At 56.4% G+C, this 17,344-nt stretch carries 15 protein-coding genes and 3 tRNA genes; 8 read left to right on the forward strand and 10 right to left on the reverse strand.

All coding sequences use genetic code 11. The features are described from left to right. From ERD84_RS15695 to ERD84_RS15715, 5 genes are all read left to right on the forward strand, one after another. On the forward strand, positions 1-1,201 hold a 1,201-nt coding region (locus ERD84_RS15695), incomplete at its 5' end, for a phosphate acyltransferase (RefSeq protein WP_280634407.1). A gap of 64 nt (positions 1,202-1,265) precedes the next feature. Further along, positions 1,266-1,658, forward strand: a complete 393-nt coding sequence (locus tag ERD84_RS15700) for a DUF2946 domain-containing protein (protein WP_130040621.1) — start codon at positions 1,266-1,268, stop codon at positions 1,656-1,658. 187 nt (positions 1,659-1,845) lie between these two features. Continuing rightward, complete coding sequence (locus ERD84_RS15705) at positions 1,846-3,993, forward strand: TonB-dependent receptor (RefSeq protein WP_130040622.1); 2,148 nt, start codon at positions 1,846-1,848, stop codon at positions 3,991-3,993. 16 nt (positions 3,994-4,009) lie between these two features. Further along, entirely contained in the window at positions 4,010-5,521 is a 1,512-nt protein-coding gene (locus ERD84_RS15710; RefSeq protein ID WP_130040623.1) for a PepSY-associated TM helix domain-containing protein, read from the forward strand. A gap of 77 nt (positions 5,522-5,598) precedes the next feature. After that, positions 5,599-6,306 (forward strand): nitroreductase, encoded by a 708-nt coding sequence (locus ERD84_RS15715; protein WP_130040624.1) that lies wholly within the window; start codon positions 5,599-5,601, stop codon positions 6,304-6,306. 41 nt (positions 6,307-6,347) lie between these two features. On the opposite strand, the gene ERD84_RS15720 is transcribed toward ERD84_RS15715, so the two are convergent. From ERD84_RS15720 to ERD84_RS15740, 4 genes are all read right to left on the reverse strand, one after another. Next, a complete protein-coding gene (locus ERD84_RS15720; protein ID WP_130040625.1) occupies positions 6,348-7,148 on the reverse strand; it encodes a DUF4377 domain-containing protein in 801 nt (266 codons plus the stop codon). A gap of 409 nt (positions 7,149-7,557) precedes the next feature. Next, positions 7,558-7,634: transfer RNA gene (locus ERD84_RS15730), tRNA-Asp, on the reverse strand. Between the two features lie 29 nt (positions 7,635-7,663). Next, a tRNA-Glu gene (locus ERD84_RS15735) sits at positions 7,664-7,739 on the reverse strand. 88 nt (positions 7,740-7,827) lie between these two features. Next, positions 7,828-7,903, reverse strand: a tRNA-Ala gene (locus ERD84_RS15740). Between the two features lie 199 nt (positions 7,904-8,102). On the opposite strand from ERD84_RS15740, the gene ERD84_RS15745 reads away from it, so the two are divergent. Next, positions 8,103-8,939, forward strand: a complete 837-nt coding sequence (locus tag ERD84_RS15745; protein ID WP_306669573.1) for an SDR family oxidoreductase — start codon at positions 8,103-8,105, stop codon at positions 8,937-8,939. Here the strand turns inward: ERD84_RS15745 and lnt are convergent. The 5 genes from lnt to miaB form a co-directional block, all read right to left on the reverse strand. After that, positions 8,925-10,568, reverse strand: a complete 1,644-nt coding sequence (gene lnt / locus ERD84_RS15750) for an apolipoprotein N-acyltransferase (RefSeq protein ID WP_167667532.1) — start codon at positions 10,566-10,568, stop codon at positions 8,925-8,927. The two genes, ERD84_RS15745 and lnt, sit on opposite strands and share 15 nt — an antisense overlap. Continuing rightward, a complete protein-coding gene (locus ERD84_RS15755) occupies positions 10,555-11,442 on the reverse strand; it encodes a CorC family transporter (RefSeq protein ID WP_130040627.1) in 888 nt (295 codons plus the stop codon). Before ERD84_RS15755 ends, lnt begins: the two co-directional genes overlap by 14 nt. A gap of 70 nt (positions 11,443-11,512) precedes the next feature. Further along, entirely contained in the window at positions 11,513-12,007 is a 495-nt protein-coding gene (gene ybeY / locus ERD84_RS15760) for an rRNA maturation RNase YbeY (RefSeq protein ID WP_130040647.1), read from the reverse strand. Next, positions 11,997-13,010, reverse strand: a complete 1,014-nt coding sequence (locus ERD84_RS15765) for a PhoH family protein (RefSeq protein ID WP_130040628.1) — start codon at positions 13,008-13,010, stop codon at positions 11,997-11,999. Before ERD84_RS15765 ends, ybeY begins: the two co-directional genes overlap by 11 nt. Further along, positions 13,007-14,500: a tRNA (N6-isopentenyl adenosine(37)-C2)-methylthiotransferase MiaB gene (gene miaB, locus ERD84_RS15770; protein WP_245150728.1), complete on the reverse strand. Its 1,494-nt coding sequence runs from the start codon at positions 14,498-14,500 to the stop codon at positions 13,007-13,009. Before miaB ends, ERD84_RS15765 begins: the two co-directional genes overlap by 4 nt. Before the next feature lie 254 nt (positions 14,501-14,754). Here miaB and sorT point away from each other — a divergent pair, with 254 nt between their 5' ends. Beyond that, positions 14,755-15,978, forward strand: coding sequence for a SorT family sulfite dehydrogenase catalytic subunit (gene sorT / locus ERD84_RS15775; protein WP_130040629.1), 1,224 nt, complete (start codon positions 14,755-14,757; stop codon positions 15,976-15,978). 56 nt (positions 15,979-16,034) lie between these two features. Then, entirely contained in the window at positions 16,035-16,376 is a 342-nt protein-coding gene (sorU, locus tag ERD84_RS15780) for a SorU family sulfite dehydrogenase c-type cytochrome subunit (protein ID WP_130040630.1), read from the forward strand. A 31-nt stretch (positions 16,377-16,407) separates the two neighbouring features. On the opposite strand, the gene secF is transcribed toward sorU, so the two are convergent. Next, complete coding sequence (secF, locus tag ERD84_RS15785; protein ID WP_130040631.1) at positions 16,408-17,343, reverse strand: protein translocase subunit SecF; 936 nt, start codon at positions 17,341-17,343, stop codon at positions 16,408-16,410. Position 17,344: the final 1 nt, after the last annotated feature.

Raw genomic sequence — 17,344 nt, forward strand, 5'->3', positions numbered from 1 at the left:
GGTGGCGGCGGCCTACGGTACCTACGGCGTCGCCTTTGGGCCTGAATACTTTATTCCCAAACCTTTTGACCCACGCCTGATCGTACGGATTGGCGTGGCGGTTGCCAAAGCTGCCATGGAAAGCGGCGTGGCCACCCGGCCTTTGTCGGATCTCGAAGCCTATGCAGGCCAGCTTGAGCAGTTTGTTTATCACTCGGGCGCCTTCATGAAGCCCTTGTTTTCTGCTGCCAAGCAATTGGTGCGCGAGGGCGGCAAGGCACGCATCGTCTTTACCGAAGGTGAAGAAGAGCGTGTGCTGCGCGCTGTACAGGTGATCGTCGATGAAAAACTGGCTCGCCCCATTTTGGTCGGGCGGCCTCAAGTGCTTATGGCGCGCATTGAAAAATATGGTTTGCGCATACGCCTGGGCCAGGATGTCGAAGTCACCAACCCTGAATATGACGAGCGTTTTCATCAGTACTGGACCACATATTGGGAACTGCGCTGTCGCCAGGGAGTCACCAAAGAAATGGCCCGTGTTGAAATGCGCCGCCGCCTGACCCTGATCGGCGCCATGATGGTACACCTGGGTGATGCCGACGGTATGATTTGCGGTACGGTCAGCGGTTACCACGAGCATCTCAGATTTATCGATGAAGTGATAGGCAAGAAACCGGGCACGCATACCTACGCCGCCATGAATGTGCTCTTGCTGAATGAGCGCACGGTGGCTCTGGTGGATACCCACGTCAACGAAGATCCTACGGCCGAGCAGATTGCCGAATTTACCCTGGCCGCGGCCGAAGAGATGAAATGGTTGAATCTGACTCCCAAGGCAGCCTTGCTGTCGCGTTCTAATTTTGGCTCAGGCAGTTCCTTGTCGGGTGCCAAAATGCAGCAGGCGCTGGCGTTGATCCGCGAGCGTGAACCTGGGCTGGAAATCGATGGTGAAATGCATGGTGATTGCGCCCTCGATGAAGCCTTGCGTACACGCATTCTGCCGCAGTCGAGCCTGACAGGAGCAGCCAATCTGCTGGTGTGCCCCAATGTGGATGCCGGCAATATTGCCTACAACTTGCTCAAGACGGCAGCCGGCAGCAATGTGGCGGTTGGCCCCTTCCTGCTGGGAGCAAATGCGCCGGTGCATGTTCTGACCAACAGCTCATCGGTGCGGCGCATTATCAATATGGCGGCTTTGACCGTTATCGACGCCAATCGCTGACGGGTGATTGCGGGTAATGCATGGGTGATACAATCGCCGCCAATAACAAAGCGGCAACGCACCCATGAAGATAAGCCTCCGAACGCATCGCAGGGCCGGCTGGATAGCATTGATTGCTTTCCTGTTGACCACGCTTATGCCTTCGATCGCTTTGGCGGTATCAAATGATACGGCCGCTCAGGCGGTGTGGGTACAGCTATGCACTGTGAACGGTCCAACAGCTATTCAGATCGACACCGCGGCAGAAGCTGATCCTCTTGACCTGGATAGCACCAGCACCCAGTCTGGCCATTGCGTATTATGTTTTCATCCCGCCTGCCCGCCCAGGGTAGGCCTTAGCGCCGTCGCCGACTTTGACGGCCTGCATTTCGCTAAACCTTCTCTCTTTTATCTTGCCCCCAGCCAGCTCTTTGCCTGGGCGGTTTCCCTGGCGCGCGCGCCACCGCGCGCAATCTGACCTTCTGCGAGTCGTGCCGTAGCCCCCATCGTGGCGGCCGGCAAAAAATAAATCTGGAAACAGGCCGCATGTGTTCACGCATGGCTGAGCTGTCGTCGGTTCCGTGATGACGACCGTGCATACATGGCCGTCATGGCAACTGGCGAGATTGATGATGCGGCCATGTTTCCACAGCAGGGAAATTCTTATGCACTCAAGAGAACAGGACCGGGCTGCGCGTCTGGGCACAGTCACGCGTCTGGCTACCCTTCCGTGGCTATGGGCGTTATTTATTGGGCCGATACAAGCTCAGACCGCTACAACAATCTTATCTCCTATTACGGTAAGCGGATCGGCGCCGGGTGCCGGCCTGAGCACTCCGGTTTCGACGGGTTCAGGGCTCGATCTGACGCCCATGCAGACACCCGCGAGTGTAGAGGTCATCAGTCGGGAGCAACTCGAAGAACGTGGTGATCACAGCGTTGTGGACGCCATTACCCGAGCGGGAGGTATCAGCGCGATGGGACATCCGGGCAACGGCGGTACGTCCTTGTCGGCCCGCGGCTTTACCGATACTACTTCGGTCATGCGCCTGTACGATGGCATGCGCCAGTACGGTGGTGTAGGCCTGACTTTTCCTTTCGATACCTGGTCCATAGACAGGATCGAAGTGTTGCGTGGCCCGGCCTCTGTTATTTACGGAGATGGCGCCATTGGTGGCGTGGTCAATGTGATTCCCAGAAAGCCGACGCGCGGCCCCGTGGAAAATGAACTGCAAGCGACGTTGGGTACAGACGACACCGCCCGCCTGGCTCTGGGCAGTGGTGGTGCTTTAAGTGATCGTTGGTCTTATCGCGTGGACTTGAGCGGTGCGCGCTCAGATGGTTGGGTCGATCATGGACAATCGCGTAGCGCGACTTTTTCCGGTGCGCTGCAATGGGACGTCAGCGATAACTTGAGCTTGCGCCTGAGCCATGCCTATGGTTATCAAAAACCCATGAAATATTTTGGCTCGCCGCTGATCGACAGGGTGCAGCAAGAAGTCCTGCGCGAGAAAAACTACAACGTATGGGATAGCGAGATCAGGTATCGGGACCAGTGGACCGATCTCTTTGCTTTATGGACGCCCAACGCCGCAACCACGGTGCGTGCGCGGCTGTATCACATAGACAGCCAGCGCGATTATCGCAATGGCGAACGCTATATGTATAACGGGGCCAGCGGTTTGATAGACCGTTCCGACAATACCGAGATTCATCACAATCAAAAACAAACAGGCCTGACTGCCGATGCGGCGTTCGATGGCAAGCTTTTTGGCCTGGATAACAAGGTGTTGGTGGGTTTCGATGTCAGTGCCAGCAGTTTTGAACACAGCAATAATACCTATAGCGGGTCATCGCCTTCGGTTGATCCGTATAACCCTGTGCCTGGTTATTTCCACAGCGACGAACCCACCATACCGCGCTATCGCAACAAGGCCGACCAGTATGCTTTGTTTATCGAGGACCGCCTGGCGTTGACTTCTGCCTGGTCGGTGCTCGCGGGCCTGCGCTATGACCACACCAAGCTGAATCGCAAGGATCTGGTGACGGATAGCGATGCATTCGAACGAACTTACGCCGACTTTGGCTGGCGTGTTGGAACGGTTTATGATTTAACGCCGAATCTGGCCTTATATGCACAGTATTCGGTAGCCGCTGACCCGGTGGGCGGCATGCTCTTGCTTAGTCCGGCCAACAGCCAGTTCGACATGTCCAAGGGCAAGCAACTGGAGGTGGGACTCAAGCAGACCTTCTGGGAGGGCAGTGGCGAGTGGACACTGGCTGCTTATCACATCAAGAAAAATGATTTGTTGAGCCGTGATCCGGCTAATCCGGCCTTGCGCATACAAGTGGGTGCGCAATCGTCGCGTGGGCTGGAGGCTTCTGTGGCGGTGACGCCTGCGCGAGGATGGCGTGTGGAAGCTAATGCCAGCATCTTGCGAGCCCGCTTCGACGACTTTCAGGAAGCATCTGGCGGGGCAGTGGTTTCACGTCAGGGCAATGTACCGCCCAATGTGGCGCAACGGCTGGCCAATGTGTGGGTGAGCTGGAACTTCCAGCCAGGCTGGACAGCCATGGCCGGCCTGCGCTATGTAGGCAAGCGGTATGCGGACAATGCCAACAGCCTCGAGTTACCTTCGTATACGACGACGGATCTGGCCTTGCGTTGGGATGTTGGTACAGATACGACGATTACCGCACGCGGCTTCAATGTATTTGATAAGGCTTATTTCACAACGGCATACTACACCCCCACCCAGTGGCTGTATGGTCCTGGACGCCGTTTTGAGCTGACGCTGAATCACCGGTTCTAATCAAGGAGGCATAAGCATGTTGATTGGAACACGCGCAAAACGCCTGACCTATCTGGTGCATCGCTGGACCGGAGTGGCCGGATGCCTGCTGATGGTCTTGTGGTTCATCAGCGGTGTGGTCATGCTGTATGTAGGTTACCCCAAGCTTACTCCCTGGGAGCGTCTGGGTGCCTTGCCTGCCTTGGGCTCCACCGAATGTTGCCTGCCGGCGGATGTTGCCCTGGCTCGCAGCGGCGTGCGGACGCCGCTGCAATCCATAAAGCTGACATCGGTGCGGGGTCAGCCGCATTACCTGATACGCGAACCGGGTGGAGCGTACCGTGCACTGGATGCCCGTACTGGTCAGCCTGCGGCTGTTGTGAATGAAGCGGCAGCGCTGGATGCCGCCTTGTCTTTCATGCCCTCGGCGCAAGTTCGCTACGACGGTCGGGTATATGAGGACCGCTGGACCCATTCTCGCGGGCTGGATGTGCACCGACCCTTGCATGTGGTGCGGCTCGAAGGTGACGATCCCGGGATGCTATACGTATCGTCATCGACCGGTCAGGTTGTGATGGATGTGCCGCAGTCGCAGCAGCGCTGGAATTACGTGGGAGCATGGCTGCATTGGCTCTACATGTTTCGCGTCCAATCGACTGATCCCGTCTGGAGCTGGCTTGTCATTGTGTTGTCTGCGGTGGGTACCGTTAGCGCCATCACTGGCATATGCGTCGGACTGTGGCGCTGGCGCTTCAGCGGCCGATACAAGTCCGGAGCCAGGACGCCTTACCGTGCTCCCTGGATGCGCTGGCATCATATTATCGGCTTGTTGTTCGCTGGTTTTGTCTTTACCTGGATACTGAGTGGCCTGATGTCCATGAATCCCTTAGGCGTATTCAATCCTGAGCTGCGGCCCAATATGGTGGTTTATCGGGGTGGTCCACCACAGGCCCAGGGCATATTGGCCGATAGCGCTGCGGTCATCGAGCGCTTGCAGGAGCAGGGGCTGAGTGCGGTGGAAATGGAATGGCAGAGGCTGGCCGGGCAGTCTTACATTCTGGCGCGCGATGCGGTGGGTCGATCACGTTTGGTCATGATCGGGGCAGCGGGTGAGCTACGGATTCGCGACCGGTGGACTGATGCCGAGGTGATGCGAGCTGCGTCGCAATTGCTGCCACATACTGTAACAACGCAGCGCCACATGAGCGAATATGACAACTATTACTACAGCCGCCACCCCGAAGCCATGAATGGCGCCATCGAACGTAGGCTACCGGCCTTGCGGCTGGATTTTGACGATCCGGGCCAAACGCGGGTGTATATCGATCTGCACACGGGAGACGTTGCAGCCAGCCTCGACCGTCGCCAGCGTATCGGTCGTTGGCTGTTCAACTTCCTGCACAGCTGGGATACACCGGGTATGCTGACGGCCGCCGCCTGGCGGGACGTCGTCCTTATCTTGCTTAGCCTGGGTGGCTTGCTGGTGTCGGTTACCGGCGTGGTCATTGCCTATGCCAGGCTGCGTATCTGGATGAAAGCCTTCAAGTGAAGACTGCTTGGTTGATTTGTTTGTTATCGTTAGGTTCACCCATGCAACAGTAATGTAGCGGCAGGAGCCCATTGAAGATGAGTGCAAGATTCGAAGACTTACCCGATCAGACATTCCAGGCGGTCAAACACGCGATTGTCTCGCGCAAAAGCACACGTGCCTTTCTACCCAGGCCGGTGGAACCCGCCTTGATCGACGAACTGCTGCTGATCGCAGGCATGGCACCCAGCGGCTCCAATATTCAACCATGGAAGGTGCATGTGGTTTCTGGCAAGGCGCGCGACAAGCTGTCCGCCGAGCTATTGGCGGCACATCAGCAGAAAATGCCAGAAGAGCGTGAGTACCAGTATTATCCGGTGAAGTGGCGCAGCCCATATATTGAACGGCGCCGAGCCACTGGCTGGGGCTTGTACGGCTTGTTGAATATCACCAAAGGCGATCGCGAGGCCACTGCCCGCCAGCATGGCCGTAATTTTGAATTCTTCGATGCACCCGTAGTCCTGATTTTCACGATGGACAATGACATGGAAACAGGCAGCTGGCTGGATTACGGCATGTTTCTGCAAAACCTTATGGTGGCGGCCCGGGGCTGCGGGCTGCATACCTGCCCGCAGGCGGCGTTGGCTAATTATCCTGGAATCGTCAAAAAGCAACTGACCATAGGCGACGACCAAATCATCGTGTGCGGCATGGTCATGGGGTATGAAGATACCAGTGATCCAGTCAATCAATTCCAGCCTTCAAGAATAGGGCTGGAAGAGTTTGTGACGTATCACCGCGATTGAGGGCAGTAGCGTTACGCCCACACTAGCCGCCCGGTTCTTGCTCAGATAGTTTCGCTTTCGATGATCATATCCAGAATGTCTACATGACTGGAGGCGTCAGCCGGCGGGGTTTTCTGTGTATAGCGGTTAATACGCAAGATATTGCGTACGCCTGGCTGATGCTCGTAGCCTTCGATGGTGTCGTAGTAATACGTCCATTCACCTGTGTCAGTCTTGAGGCCTTGATCATCATAGGTAATTTCACGAACTTTCAGGCACTGATGATTTGGAATGAGAGCGTGCGTGCAGGTTACTCGCTGAGGGGCAACTTCTAGGAAAATGCGTTGAGGCTTGCCGCCATAGCGGGTGGCAGCGGTAGGCTTGCCTGTGAGTTTCCATGCGGTGCCATCTTTGAAGGTCAGCGCAAGAGCAGGAGAGGCGCTGCTCGCGTTTTGAAGACTCCAATGGGTAGCCGTAGGCAGACGTTGCGCAACTTCGTGCTCGTAGCGCATCAGTTGCTCATTTGCGCAGGTCTTCATTGTGCTGACGAGGTGTGTGATCTGTATGTGGAATTCGTTGATTGTGTAGTCGCCATTGAGCGCATTGCAAAGACCATCAATGGAAATGCGTTGGCCGGAGAAGTTCAGGATCAATGGTTTGCTGTTCAGGCCGGTGGGGGCTGCTTCATGTGCCAGGCCGTTGGCGGCGATAGTTTGTAATGTCCAGTGATAGGCTTGCAGCGTAGCTTCAGTATTCATAGGGTATTGCCGTGCAGAAGTGCCTGGGTTGGACTGCAGCGCAGTACAGGCGCCCAGAGCCATTAATATTGCTACGCCAGCTATTACTGACAAGGCTTTTTTCATGCATTTTCCTTTGGATGTGCTCGGCGGAGCAGCCTGAAGCAGTGGATTATCCATGATAAGAGGTTTTTCGATGATGTTGGTCGAGGTCCCTGCCACAAGCGCTACTTTCAGCATAATTCGAAAGTAGTGTTTCATCAACGAACTCAGCCCCACCGACAGGCGTAAGGATTTCGTTGCGCGGATAAGTCAAAACCCCATGCAGGTCAGCGAAGAGGTGAAGGCACTGGTCCGAAACGGCGGCTGCGTCTTTCCCAAGAGCTAAGCGTTTCGGCAACAGGATGTCAAATGAAGGCCTGACGGCCGTCTTGGAAAGCCGAAGAAGAGGGAGGTTTATTCCAAAGCCTGGAATATGAATCAGGACGAAAAAAAAGCACTTACATGATGTGAGTGCTTTTTTTATTGAATTCTTTGGCGGAGCGGACGGGACTCGAACCCGCGACCCCCGGCGTGACAGGCCGGTATTCTAACCAACTGAACTACCGCTCCGCAGCGGGTGCTACCAATGCCAGAAATACTGGCGTCCCCTAGGGGATTCGAACCCCTGTACCCACCGTGAAAGGGTGGTGTCCTAGGCCTCTAGACGAAGGGGACAGGACAAAACAAGCTGCGTATCATAGCATATTTAATACGCTTTTTACTGCTGCCCGTTCGTTACCGAACAGACTGTTCTTCGGTTGACTGGTGGAGGTAAGCGGGATCGAACCGCTGACCTCTTGCATGCCATGCAAGCGCTCTCCCAGCTGAGCTATACCCCCGTACTGGCTTGTCTAGCGAAGAAGCGAGATTATGCACTATTTTTTTTATGTGTGCAAGTCAGCCCTGGTTTTTGTGTTTGATATAACGTAAAAATCCTGGGTGCCTGTCAGGTGGAAATGCCAGGCCATGGCGCTATGGGCTACGATCAGGGTCGGCTTGGTCTAGTCCTGTGCACCAATCAGGGCTTGGCAATCAAAAATGATGAATGTGAAAGGCGCGATGAATTTCAAAGATAAGCTCGTTGTAGTGACAGGAGGCGCTCAAGGCATAGGTGAGGCGCTGGGCCGTGCCTTTGCGGCGGAAGGTGCCCGCCGGGTAATTGTTGCCGACTTGAATGGTGAGCGTGCGGCCGTGGTGGCCGAGGCTATTGGCGGACAGGCATATCAGGTGGATGTCACGGACGAGCGAGGTTTGCCCGACATGATCGACCTGATTGAGCAAAACCATGGCCCCATAGATATTTTCTGCTCAAACGCAGGCGTGGCCTTGGGTTTCGATATGCCTGCCGACAACATGGCGGCTGCACCCGATGACGTGTGGCAAAAGGCCTGGGAGGTAAATGTCCTGGCGCATGTCCGGGCAGCGCGCACACTGCTGCCGCGCATGATTGCCCGGGGAGGAGGTTGCTTCCTGCAAACCGTTTCCGCCGCAGGTTTGCTGAATCAAGTCGGGAGCGCGGTTTATGCGGCAAGCAAGCATGCGGCAATCGGGTTTGCCGAAAACCTGGCGTTCAGCCACCGGCATCAGGGCATCAAGGTGTCTATCCTATGCCCACAAGGAGTGGGCACCCCCATGCTCGATGCCATGCCGCAGGGGCCTGAGTCGAGCGATGGCGTGCTGACGCCCGAGCAGGTGGCTCAGGATGCCCTTGAAGGTTTACGTGATGAGAAATTCATGATTCTGCCCCACGCGGTTGTTGCACAGTACCGCGCGCGCAAGGCTGCTGATTACGATCGCTGGATTGCCAGCATGGGGCGCCTTGCCGTCCAAACGCTCGAGATGCAGGCAGCTACGGGTTCCTCAAGCGGAAGCTGATTTTTTGCGTAGGTAAAAACCCAATAACAGCAACAGGCTGGACCACAGCAGCACAGGTGTATTTCCCCAGCGCACATAGGGTGTGAGTCCCGCCATGCCCTGAACTTCCACGTCGAGCACGCCTTTGCTCATGGGCTCAAGCGCGGCCCTGACCACTCCTTTCGGGTTGATGGCGGCGGTCATGCCGGTATTGGTAGCGCGCAGCATGGGGCGGGCGGTTTCCAGTGCGCGCATGCGCGATATTTGCAGGTGCTGGCGCAAGGCCCAGGAATCACCGAACCAGCCCAGATTGCTCAGGTTGACAAGTATATTGGCCCCAGGGCCAAACATGTCGCTGTCGCGAACCGACTCGATAATCTCTTCGCCAAAGACGTCCTCGTAGCAGATGTCGGGCGCAATGATTTGATCTTTGATGGGGAAAAGAGACTGACGGACTGGGCCACGGTTGAAGTCACCCAGTGGTATTTGCATGAGTTCGACAAACCAGTGAAATCCTGGGGGGATGAACTCACCGAAAGGTACCAGGTGGTGCTTGTCATAGCGCAGTTGAGGAGCGCCGCTGGTCAGCGCGTGCAAGGGGGTGCCAGCATCGAACGCGATGGCGCTGTTGGTATAGCGATCTGTGTTGTCTGGACGATCATGCAGTGGAATACCCATCAGGATTTGGGCGTCTTGTTTTTGTGCGACCGCCAGCCATTGCTGCCAGAGTTGAGGCGCCACTCTGTTTTGAAATAAGGGAATGGCAGTTTCGGGCAGGACGATCAGCTTGGGAGCGCCATCAGGCTCTTTGGGCGCCAGTGCCGCCAGCTCCAGATATGTGGCCAGCCCTTTTTCTATCAATTGCGGGTCAAATTTTTCTGATTGAGGGATGTTGCCTTGCACCAGGCGTACGATCAGGGGTTCGCCCTGAGGCTGAGCCCAGGCGATATGACCCAGGGCGATACCGATCAGGCCGGACACCAAGGCCAGGCCTACACCCACCGCTGCCTTGGCATCGTTGGCCGTGTCTTTGGAGCAGGCCAGTAGCGCGATAGCGCCGGCCGCAAAGGCTGCCAGCCAGGCTACACCATAGACACCCAATATGGGTGCCCACGCCGCCAGCATGCCTTCGACGTGAGCGTAGCCGATATTAAGCCAGGGCAGGCCGGTAAACAGTGTGCCACGCAGCCACTCGAACAGGGTCCAGCAGGAAGCCCAGATGGCGGCGAGCAACACCTGCCGCTTATAACTGGCCAGGTTATGGGCCTGGTAGCCCGTCAGGTAGCGCGTAAGGGCGGCGGCAAGCGTCGTATAGACGGCCAGGGCGGCAGCGAGCAGGACCACCGCCGCAGCCGCCAAAGGCGCAGCCATCCCGCCGTATTCGTGCATGCTGATATATAGCCAATACAGGCCGAGGGCAAAATGACTGGCGCCAAAGACAAAGCCGCCCAAGGCCGCCTGGGCGGTTGTGGAGGCCTTGAAAACAAAAAACGCCAGCACTGCCAGCGTGAATATCTGTACAAAAGGCAGTATCCAGTGCGGTAGGGGGCCGGGTGCAAAAGACAGTGCATGGGCAGCGCCCAGGGCCAGTAGCCCGGCAAGGCGTCTATCGAAGTGTGCTGATGCTTTCAAGATACTACTCGGAGACATGCTCGGGTGCCAGTGGGTCGGCGACATCATGCTGCAGATGCAGCCAGAGCGCGCGCTTGGCGTCAGCGCCGACTACAGTGATGTTCAGGCCCTGGTGACTGATGCTGTCGCCGCGCCGGGGGATGCGCCCCAGCTCTGCGGCCAGCCAGCCACCCAGCGTATCGTAATCGTCGTTGGGTAGATCGGTATTGAAGCTGCGATTGAAAACATCGATTTCGGTAATTCCCATGGCGCGCCAGCTATTGCTGCCCGTTTGGAAAATAGTTTTCTCGGCATCTTCGTCGTATTCGTCTTCGATGTCGCCCACAATCTGTTCCAGCACGTCTTCCATGGAGACCAGGCCCGATATGCCGCCATGCTCGTCTACGACGATGGCTAGGTGATTGCGGCTGCTGCGAAATTCGTGCAGCAGCACGTTCAGGCGTTTGGTTTCTGGAATGAATACCGCTGGGCGCACCAGCGGCCGCAAGTCTATGGCCGGATTCGTGATGGACAGCAATAAGTCTTTGGCGAGCAGGATGCCTACGATATTGTCGCGATCATCTTCGTACACGGGAAAGCGCGAGTGGCCGGTTTCTATGATGTCCGGAAGGACTTCAGCCAGGGGTTTGCTGACATCGAGCATGTCCATTTTGGACCGTGGCACCATAATGTCGGCGACCGTTTGATTGGCAACCTCGAGGGCGCCGGAGATCATGGCGTAGGATTCACCATCGAGCACTTGACGGTCATGGGCAGCTTCAATGACCGCCTTGATACCTTCGCGGTCTTCGGGTTCGGAGTGCCGCCTGAAAGCGGTTAGCCGTTTGAACAAGGATTTGGAAGCGTTTTTTGCCGGTTTGGGGTCGGCGTCGGGTGAGCTAGGTTCTGACATTGTCCAGGGGACTGAATACAAGAAGGTTTAGGATAACCGATATTTGGGTAGCCGATATTTCCGGCCAGGGTCAGCCGCCGGTTTCCTGGTAAGGGTTGGCAATACCGATTTTTTCAAGAATGGAGGCTTCGAGCATTTCCATGTCGGTGGCCTCTTCGGGGTCGATGTGGTTGTAGCCCAAGGCATGCAGCACGCCGTGCACAGTCAGGTGTGCTGCATGAGCAAGTATTGTTTTCTTTTGCTCTGCCGCCTCGCGATACAGCACGGGCAGGCACAGGACGATATCGCCGCTTGCCATGCCTTCAGGGTCTATGCCGTATTCGAAGGTCAGTACATTAGTCGCATAGTCTTTGTGACGGAACTCATGATTGAGCCTGCGACCTTCGTCAGCGTCGACCAGTCGCAATGTGAATGAGGCGGCGCGAAAGCGATCGGGCATGCCCGCCTCCGCTTCCACCATGAGCACGCTTGAGAGGGCATGCTGTACCCAGCGGCGCAGACGCCAGCGCGGCAGTTCGGGCGCCGGCGTTGCATACTGAACAATGAGTGACAGATCACGAGACACGGTCACCGGCCTTTTCGTAGGCATCCACGATACGGGCGACCAAAGGGTGCCTGACCACATCGCGGCTGGTAAAGCGCGTTGTGGCAATGCCCTGGACGGACTCCAATACATCGACTGCATGGACCAGGCCGCTGGCCTGGCCGCGAGGTAAATCGACTTGTGATGGATCGCCATTGATCACTGCTTTACTGCCGAATCCTATGCGCGTCAGGAACATTTTCATCTGCTCGGGCGTGGTGTTCTGAGCTTCATCCAGAATGACGAAGGCGTGATTCAGCGTGCGGCCGCGCATATAGGCCAGCGGCGCAATTTCTATGGTTTGTTTTTCGAACAAGCGCTGGACTCGCTCTATCCCCATCAAGTCATACAGGGCGTCATAGAGTGGGCGTAAGTACGGATCGACCTTTTGGGTCAGGTCGCCCGGCAGGAAGCCCAGGCGCTCGCCAGCCTCCACCGCAGGGCGGGTAAGAATCAGCCGCTGGACTGTTTCGCGCTCCAGCGCGTCGATCGCACAAGCCACGGCCAGCCAGGTCTTTCCGGTACCGGCAGGGCCCACGCCAAAGGTGATGTCGTGGCGTAAAATCTGGTTCAAGTAATCGCGCTGCCTGGGTGTGCGAGGCCGCAAGTCTGACTTGCGGGTGCGCAGGTTCAGGCTCTGATCATCTACCGGCGGTAACTCGGGCAGCAAAGGGGGAGCTTCTTCGACTGCCTTGGATATTTGCGAACGCCCTGCGCCCAGTTCGACCATGCCCAATTGGATGTCGTCGATCGATAAGGCCTTGTGTACTGCACGACGATGAAAAAGCTGCAAGGCTTTGGCGGCTGCCTTGGCCTGCTCCCCGGTGATCGAAACACGATCACCGCGACGATGTAGAGTGACATTCCAGCCGTCGGCGAGCTGATGCAGGTTTTCATCTAGAGGTCCACACAAATTGGCCAGGTGCGTGTTGTCGCCGTCGAGGGTAACGACTACGGGTGCTTTATGACGGGAGACACGCGTCATGCGCGTTCCCCGCTGTCTGAGACCCGGGTCACGATTTCGCCCTTCAGCGTGTTGGTCATGGTCTGGGTGATACGCACATCGATCATCTGGCCTATAAGCCGTGGCTGTCCAACGAAGTTGACGATACGGTTGTTCTCTGTGCGGCCCGAGAGTTCGTTGGGATCGCGACGGGAAGGTTTTTCGACCAGTATGCGCTGGATGGTGCCCAGCATGCCCTGACTGATGGCATTTGCCTGCTCGTTGATCAGGGCCTGCAGGCGATGCAGACGCTCCAGCTTGAGCTCTTTGGGCGTGTTGTCTTCCAGGTCGGCGGCAGGCGTGCCCGGGCGGCGCGAATAAATGAAAGAGAACGACTGGTCGAAGCCTACATCGCGAATCAGCTTCATGGTTTTTTCGAACTCGTCTTCGGTTTCACCGGGAAAACCGACGATGAAGTCGGAAGACAGTGTGAGGCCGGGTCGGGCGGCGCGCAGGCGGCGCACAATGGATTTGAATTCCAGCGTAGTGTAGCCACGCTTCATGGCAGCCAGTATGGTGTCGCTTCCGGCTTGCACGGGCAGGTGCAGGAATGGCACCAACTTGGGTAAGGCGCCATGTGCCTCGATCAGGCGGCTGGTCATTTCCTTGGGATGCGATGTTGTGTAGCGTATGCGCTCTATGCCGGGAATTTCGTGTACGTATTCCAGCAGCATGGCAAAGTCGGCGATGTCAGCGCCTTCTCCCATGGGGCCGCGGTAGGCGTTGACGTTCTGGCCCAGCAGGGTGATTTCCTTTACACCTTGGTCGGCCAGGTCGGCGACTTCCATCAGTACGTCGTCAAAGGGTCGCGATACTTCGGCACCCCGAGTGTAGGGGACGACGCAAAAGCTGCAGTATTTGCTGCAACCTTCCATAATGGAAACAAAAGCAGTGGGGCCTTCAACCCTGGCGGGCGGAAGGGCGTCGAATTTTTCGATTTCGGGGAAGCTGATGTCGACCTGCGAGCGGCCCGACTCGCGTCTCCGGGCGATGAGGTCGGGCAGGCGGTGCAGGGTTTGCGGCCCGAACACTACGTCAACATAAGATGCCCGCTTGACGATGGCTTCGCCTTCCTGGCTGGCTACACAGCCGCCGACGCCAATAATAAGATTGGGGTTGGACTGTTTGAGATGCTGGACGCGACCCAGGTCGGAAAACACTTTTTCTTGCGCTTTCTCGCGCACCGAACAGGTGTTGAAGAGAATGATGTCGGCCTCTTCGGGATTCTGGGTAATTTCGACGCCCTGGTCTTCACGCAGTACATCCGCCATTTTGTCGGAATCGTACTCGTTCATTTGGCACCCGAAGGTGCGAATAAACAGTTTGCGCGTGCCGGCAGGGGATTGTTCGGGCTCTTCCGGAACCAGTAGCCGGGCGGGGGCCTCGGGTTCTGTAGGAATGAGCAGGGCGGCGGAGCTTGCGGGCGCCGCTACCGTGGCGGGACGATTGCGCTTGAGAGAGATTTCTTGCATGACGGGTGCCGTAACGGGTGTATATCCCGGGGGCTAAAGGTAAAACCGGCATTGTAACGTTCTTTGCTGGCCGGAAGCCATTGAGTCAGGTTTTGGCGTGTTCTTGTCCGGGCATGCTTTATCGCTTTGCGCTATATTGATATAAATCAATAATATAAGCGGAAGTGGTTCGGCCTTTACTGGGTCCGTATCCATTTGTCGGCCACGCCGTTTTTCATGGCTGTAGGGTTTTGCCCATATCAAAGGAGATTGGAATGAAAGAACTTAGTAATGCGAGCCGTCGCCGCATGCTGGCGTCTACCGGCGGCATCGTAGCCCTGGCCAGCCTGGGCGGTGTGGCCCGTGCCGACACTGGCGGTGCTGATTCGGCCGCAGCAAAAGCCGTCAAGTCCTTGCCCGACTATGCCAGTTGGAAAGACGCCGACAGCCTGATCGTGCATAGTGCCAACACCATCGAAACCAAGCGGACCGCTTTTGGCAGCAGTGTCATTACCCCTACTGATCGTCTTTTTGTACGCAACAACGTTACACCACCTAAAGACCCCAGCATGGTCAAAGAGCCCGATAGCTGGACGGTAGAGGTAAGCGGCGTAGCCAAGCCTCGCAGCTTTACTGTGGCTGAGCTCAAAGAGTTGGGCCTGGCTGCTGTTCCCATGGTTTTGCAGTGTTCGGGCAATGGCCGGGGCTGGTTTCCACATAAACCCAGTGGTACGCAATGGACGGTTGGTGCTGCCGGCTGTGTGATATTTACCGGCGTGCCCGTCAAGGCGTTGCTGGAAGCCGTCGGTGGCATGACTGACGGCATGGTTTACATGACCAGTACCGGTGGCGAAGAAATTCCGGCTGGCCTCGATCCCAATACGGTCAAGATCGAACGCTCGGTTCCTATCTCGGCCATTGAAGATGCCATCCTGGCCTGGGAGTTGAATGGTGAGCCCTTACCGCTGGCACACGGCGGCCCCTTGCGCATGATCGTGCCTGGCTATACGGGTGTGAACTCAATCAAGTACATCAAGCACTTGGCGTTTACCAAAGAGCAGTCAATGGCCAAGATCCAGCAAACCAGTTATCGGTGGACCCCGGTGGGCGGCAAACCCAAACCCAGCGAGGACTCCATCTGGGAAATGCCGGTCAAATCCTGGATCAACTACCCATCCGACCCCGATCAGACCGTCAAGGCAGGCAAGGTACAGATCAGTGGTGTGGCCATGGGTGGCATGACGGCTGCCAAAACCATAGAGGTATCGGTCAATGGCGGCAAAGACTGGCAAAAAGCCGAGTTTGTCGGGCCAGATCTGGGTAAGTATGCCTGGCGTGAATTTGTGTTCGCTGCTGATCTTGCTGCCGGCACTCATGAACTGGCATGCCGAGCCACGAACGAGGCGGGCGATACTCAACCCGAAAAGCGGCTAGAAAATAATCGCGGTTATATCAACAACAGTTGGCGCGACCACATGGTGGCCATCAAGGTCGCCTAGACAGCAAACATGCCCCTGAAAACGGGGCATGTTTACATTGACACTCAAGGACAAGAATGAAGATTTTTGCGATATCGCGAATAGTAGGTGTGTTATGGCTTGGCGCGGTCGGCGCCTGTTGGGCTGGTGGGCCTGATAGTCAACAGCTCGAAATGGGCAAAACCCTGTTCAGCACTGAAGCAGTGCCGGCTTGTGCAATCTGCCATACCCTTAAAGATGCCGACGCCACAGGAACCATCGGGCCCGATCTTGACGAGCTCCAGCCCGATGCCGAGCGAATCAAAAAGGTGCTGCATGAAGGCATGGGGGCCATGCCTTCATTTGCCGAGACTTTGGATGAAGAAGCAATGAATGCTATTGCCGCCTATGTCGTTCATGCGACGGGTGGCGGGCAGTAATCGGGTCGTTGCGACACGGCCCGGCCACTGCTTACATGACCTCTGAGGCCGGGTCGTCTTTCTTGATGGGTTTGATCATATCTTCGCGTTTGATGCCCAGCCACATCGACAGTGCTGCAGCCACAAATACGGATGAATAAATCCCGAACCAGATGCCTATGGTCAGGGCCAGCGAGAAGTTATGTAGTGTGGGGCCACCAAAGAAGAACATGGACAAGACCATCATCTGAGTAGAGCCGTGTGTGATGATGGTACGCGATATGTTCTGGGTGATGGATAGATCGATGATTTCCGAGACCGGCATTTTGCGCTGTTTGCGGAAGTTTTCACGGATACGATCCATGACCACCACTGACTCGTTGACCGAGTAACCCAGGACCGCCAGTACCCCCGCCAGCACGGAAAGTGAAAACTCCCACTGGAAGAGGGCAAAAAAGCCCAGGATGATCACCACGTCATGCAAGTTGGCAATCGCGCAGGCCAGCGCGAGTTTCCATTCGAAACGGAAAGCCAGGTAAATGAGGATACCAGCGACTACAAATAACAGGGCCATCAGTCCGTTATGCAGGAGCTCCTGCCCTACCTGTGGACCAACAAATTCGACACGGCGCAGCTCGGCATCGCTGTGCTGTTTCTGCAGCGCCTGCATGACGCTTTGGCTTTGCACGCCAGTATCCTGACCATCGCGGGCTGGCAGTCGGATCATGATGTCTTGTGAAGTGCCGAAGTTCTGGACCTGGAAGTCAGTGTAGTCCAGGCTCTGGATGGCGCTGCGTACTTCGTCTACCTGTACGGATTCCTGGTAGTGCACCTCCATGACGGTGCCGCCGGTGAACTCAATGGACAGATTAAAACCTTTCACGATGATGAAGGCCACTGCCGCGATGAAAGTCAGCAGACTGATCAGATTGAGCACCAATGCGTGCCGCATGAACGGGACGGTGCGATGAATACGAAAAAATTCCATG

This window comes from Pollutimonas harenae, from assembly GCF_004153685.1.
Lineage (GTDB): Bacteria > Pseudomonadota > Gammaproteobacteria > Burkholderiales > Burkholderiaceae_B > Pusillimonas_C > Pusillimonas_C harenae.

Coding starts and splice junctions, on each gene's coding strand:
- ERD84_RS15700 (WP_130040621.1), top strand. CDS start 1,266: ATGAAGATAAGCCTCCGAACGCATCGCAGGGCCGGCTGGATAGCATTG.
- ERD84_RS15705 (WP_130040622.1), top strand. CDS start 1,846: ATGCACTCAAGAGAACAGGACCGGGCTGCGCGTCTGGGCACAGTCACG.
- ERD84_RS15710 (WP_130040623.1), top strand. CDS start 4,010: ATGTTGATTGGAACACGCGCAAAACGCCTGACCTATCTGGTGCATCGC.
- ERD84_RS15715 (WP_130040624.1), top strand. CDS start 5,599: ATGAGTGCAAGATTCGAAGACTTACCCGATCAGACATTCCAGGCGGTC.
- ERD84_RS15720 (WP_130040625.1), bottom strand. CDS start 7,148: ATGAAAAAAGCCTTGTCAGTAATAGCTGGCGTAGCAATATTAATGGCT.
- ERD84_RS15745 (WP_306669573.1), top strand. CDS start 8,103: ATGATGAATGTGAAAGGCGCGATGAATTTCAAAGATAAGCTCGTTGTA.
- lnt (WP_167667532.1), bottom strand. CDS start 10,568: ATGTCTCCGAGTAGTATCTTGAAAGCATCAGCACACTTCGATAGACGC.
- ERD84_RS15755 (WP_130040627.1), bottom strand. CDS start 11,442: ATGTCAGAACCTAGCTCACCCGACGCCGACCCCAAACCGGCAAAAAAC.
- ERD84_RS15765 (WP_130040628.1), bottom strand. CDS start 13,010: ATGACGCGTGTCTCCCGTCATAAAGCACCCGTAGTCGTTACCCTCGAC.
- miaB (WP_245150728.1), bottom strand. CDS start 14,500: ATGCAAGAAATCTCTCTCAAGCGCAATCGTCCCGCCACGGTAGCGGCG.
- sorT (WP_130040629.1), top strand. CDS start 14,755: ATGAAAGAACTTAGTAATGCGAGCCGTCGCCGCATGCTGGCGTCTACC.
- sorU (WP_130040630.1), top strand. CDS start 16,035: ATGAAGATTTTTGCGATATCGCGAATAGTAGGTGTGTTATGGCTTGGC.
- secF (WP_130040631.1), bottom strand. CDS start 17,343: ATGGAATTTTTTCGTATTCATCGCACCGTCCCGTTCATGCGGCACGCA.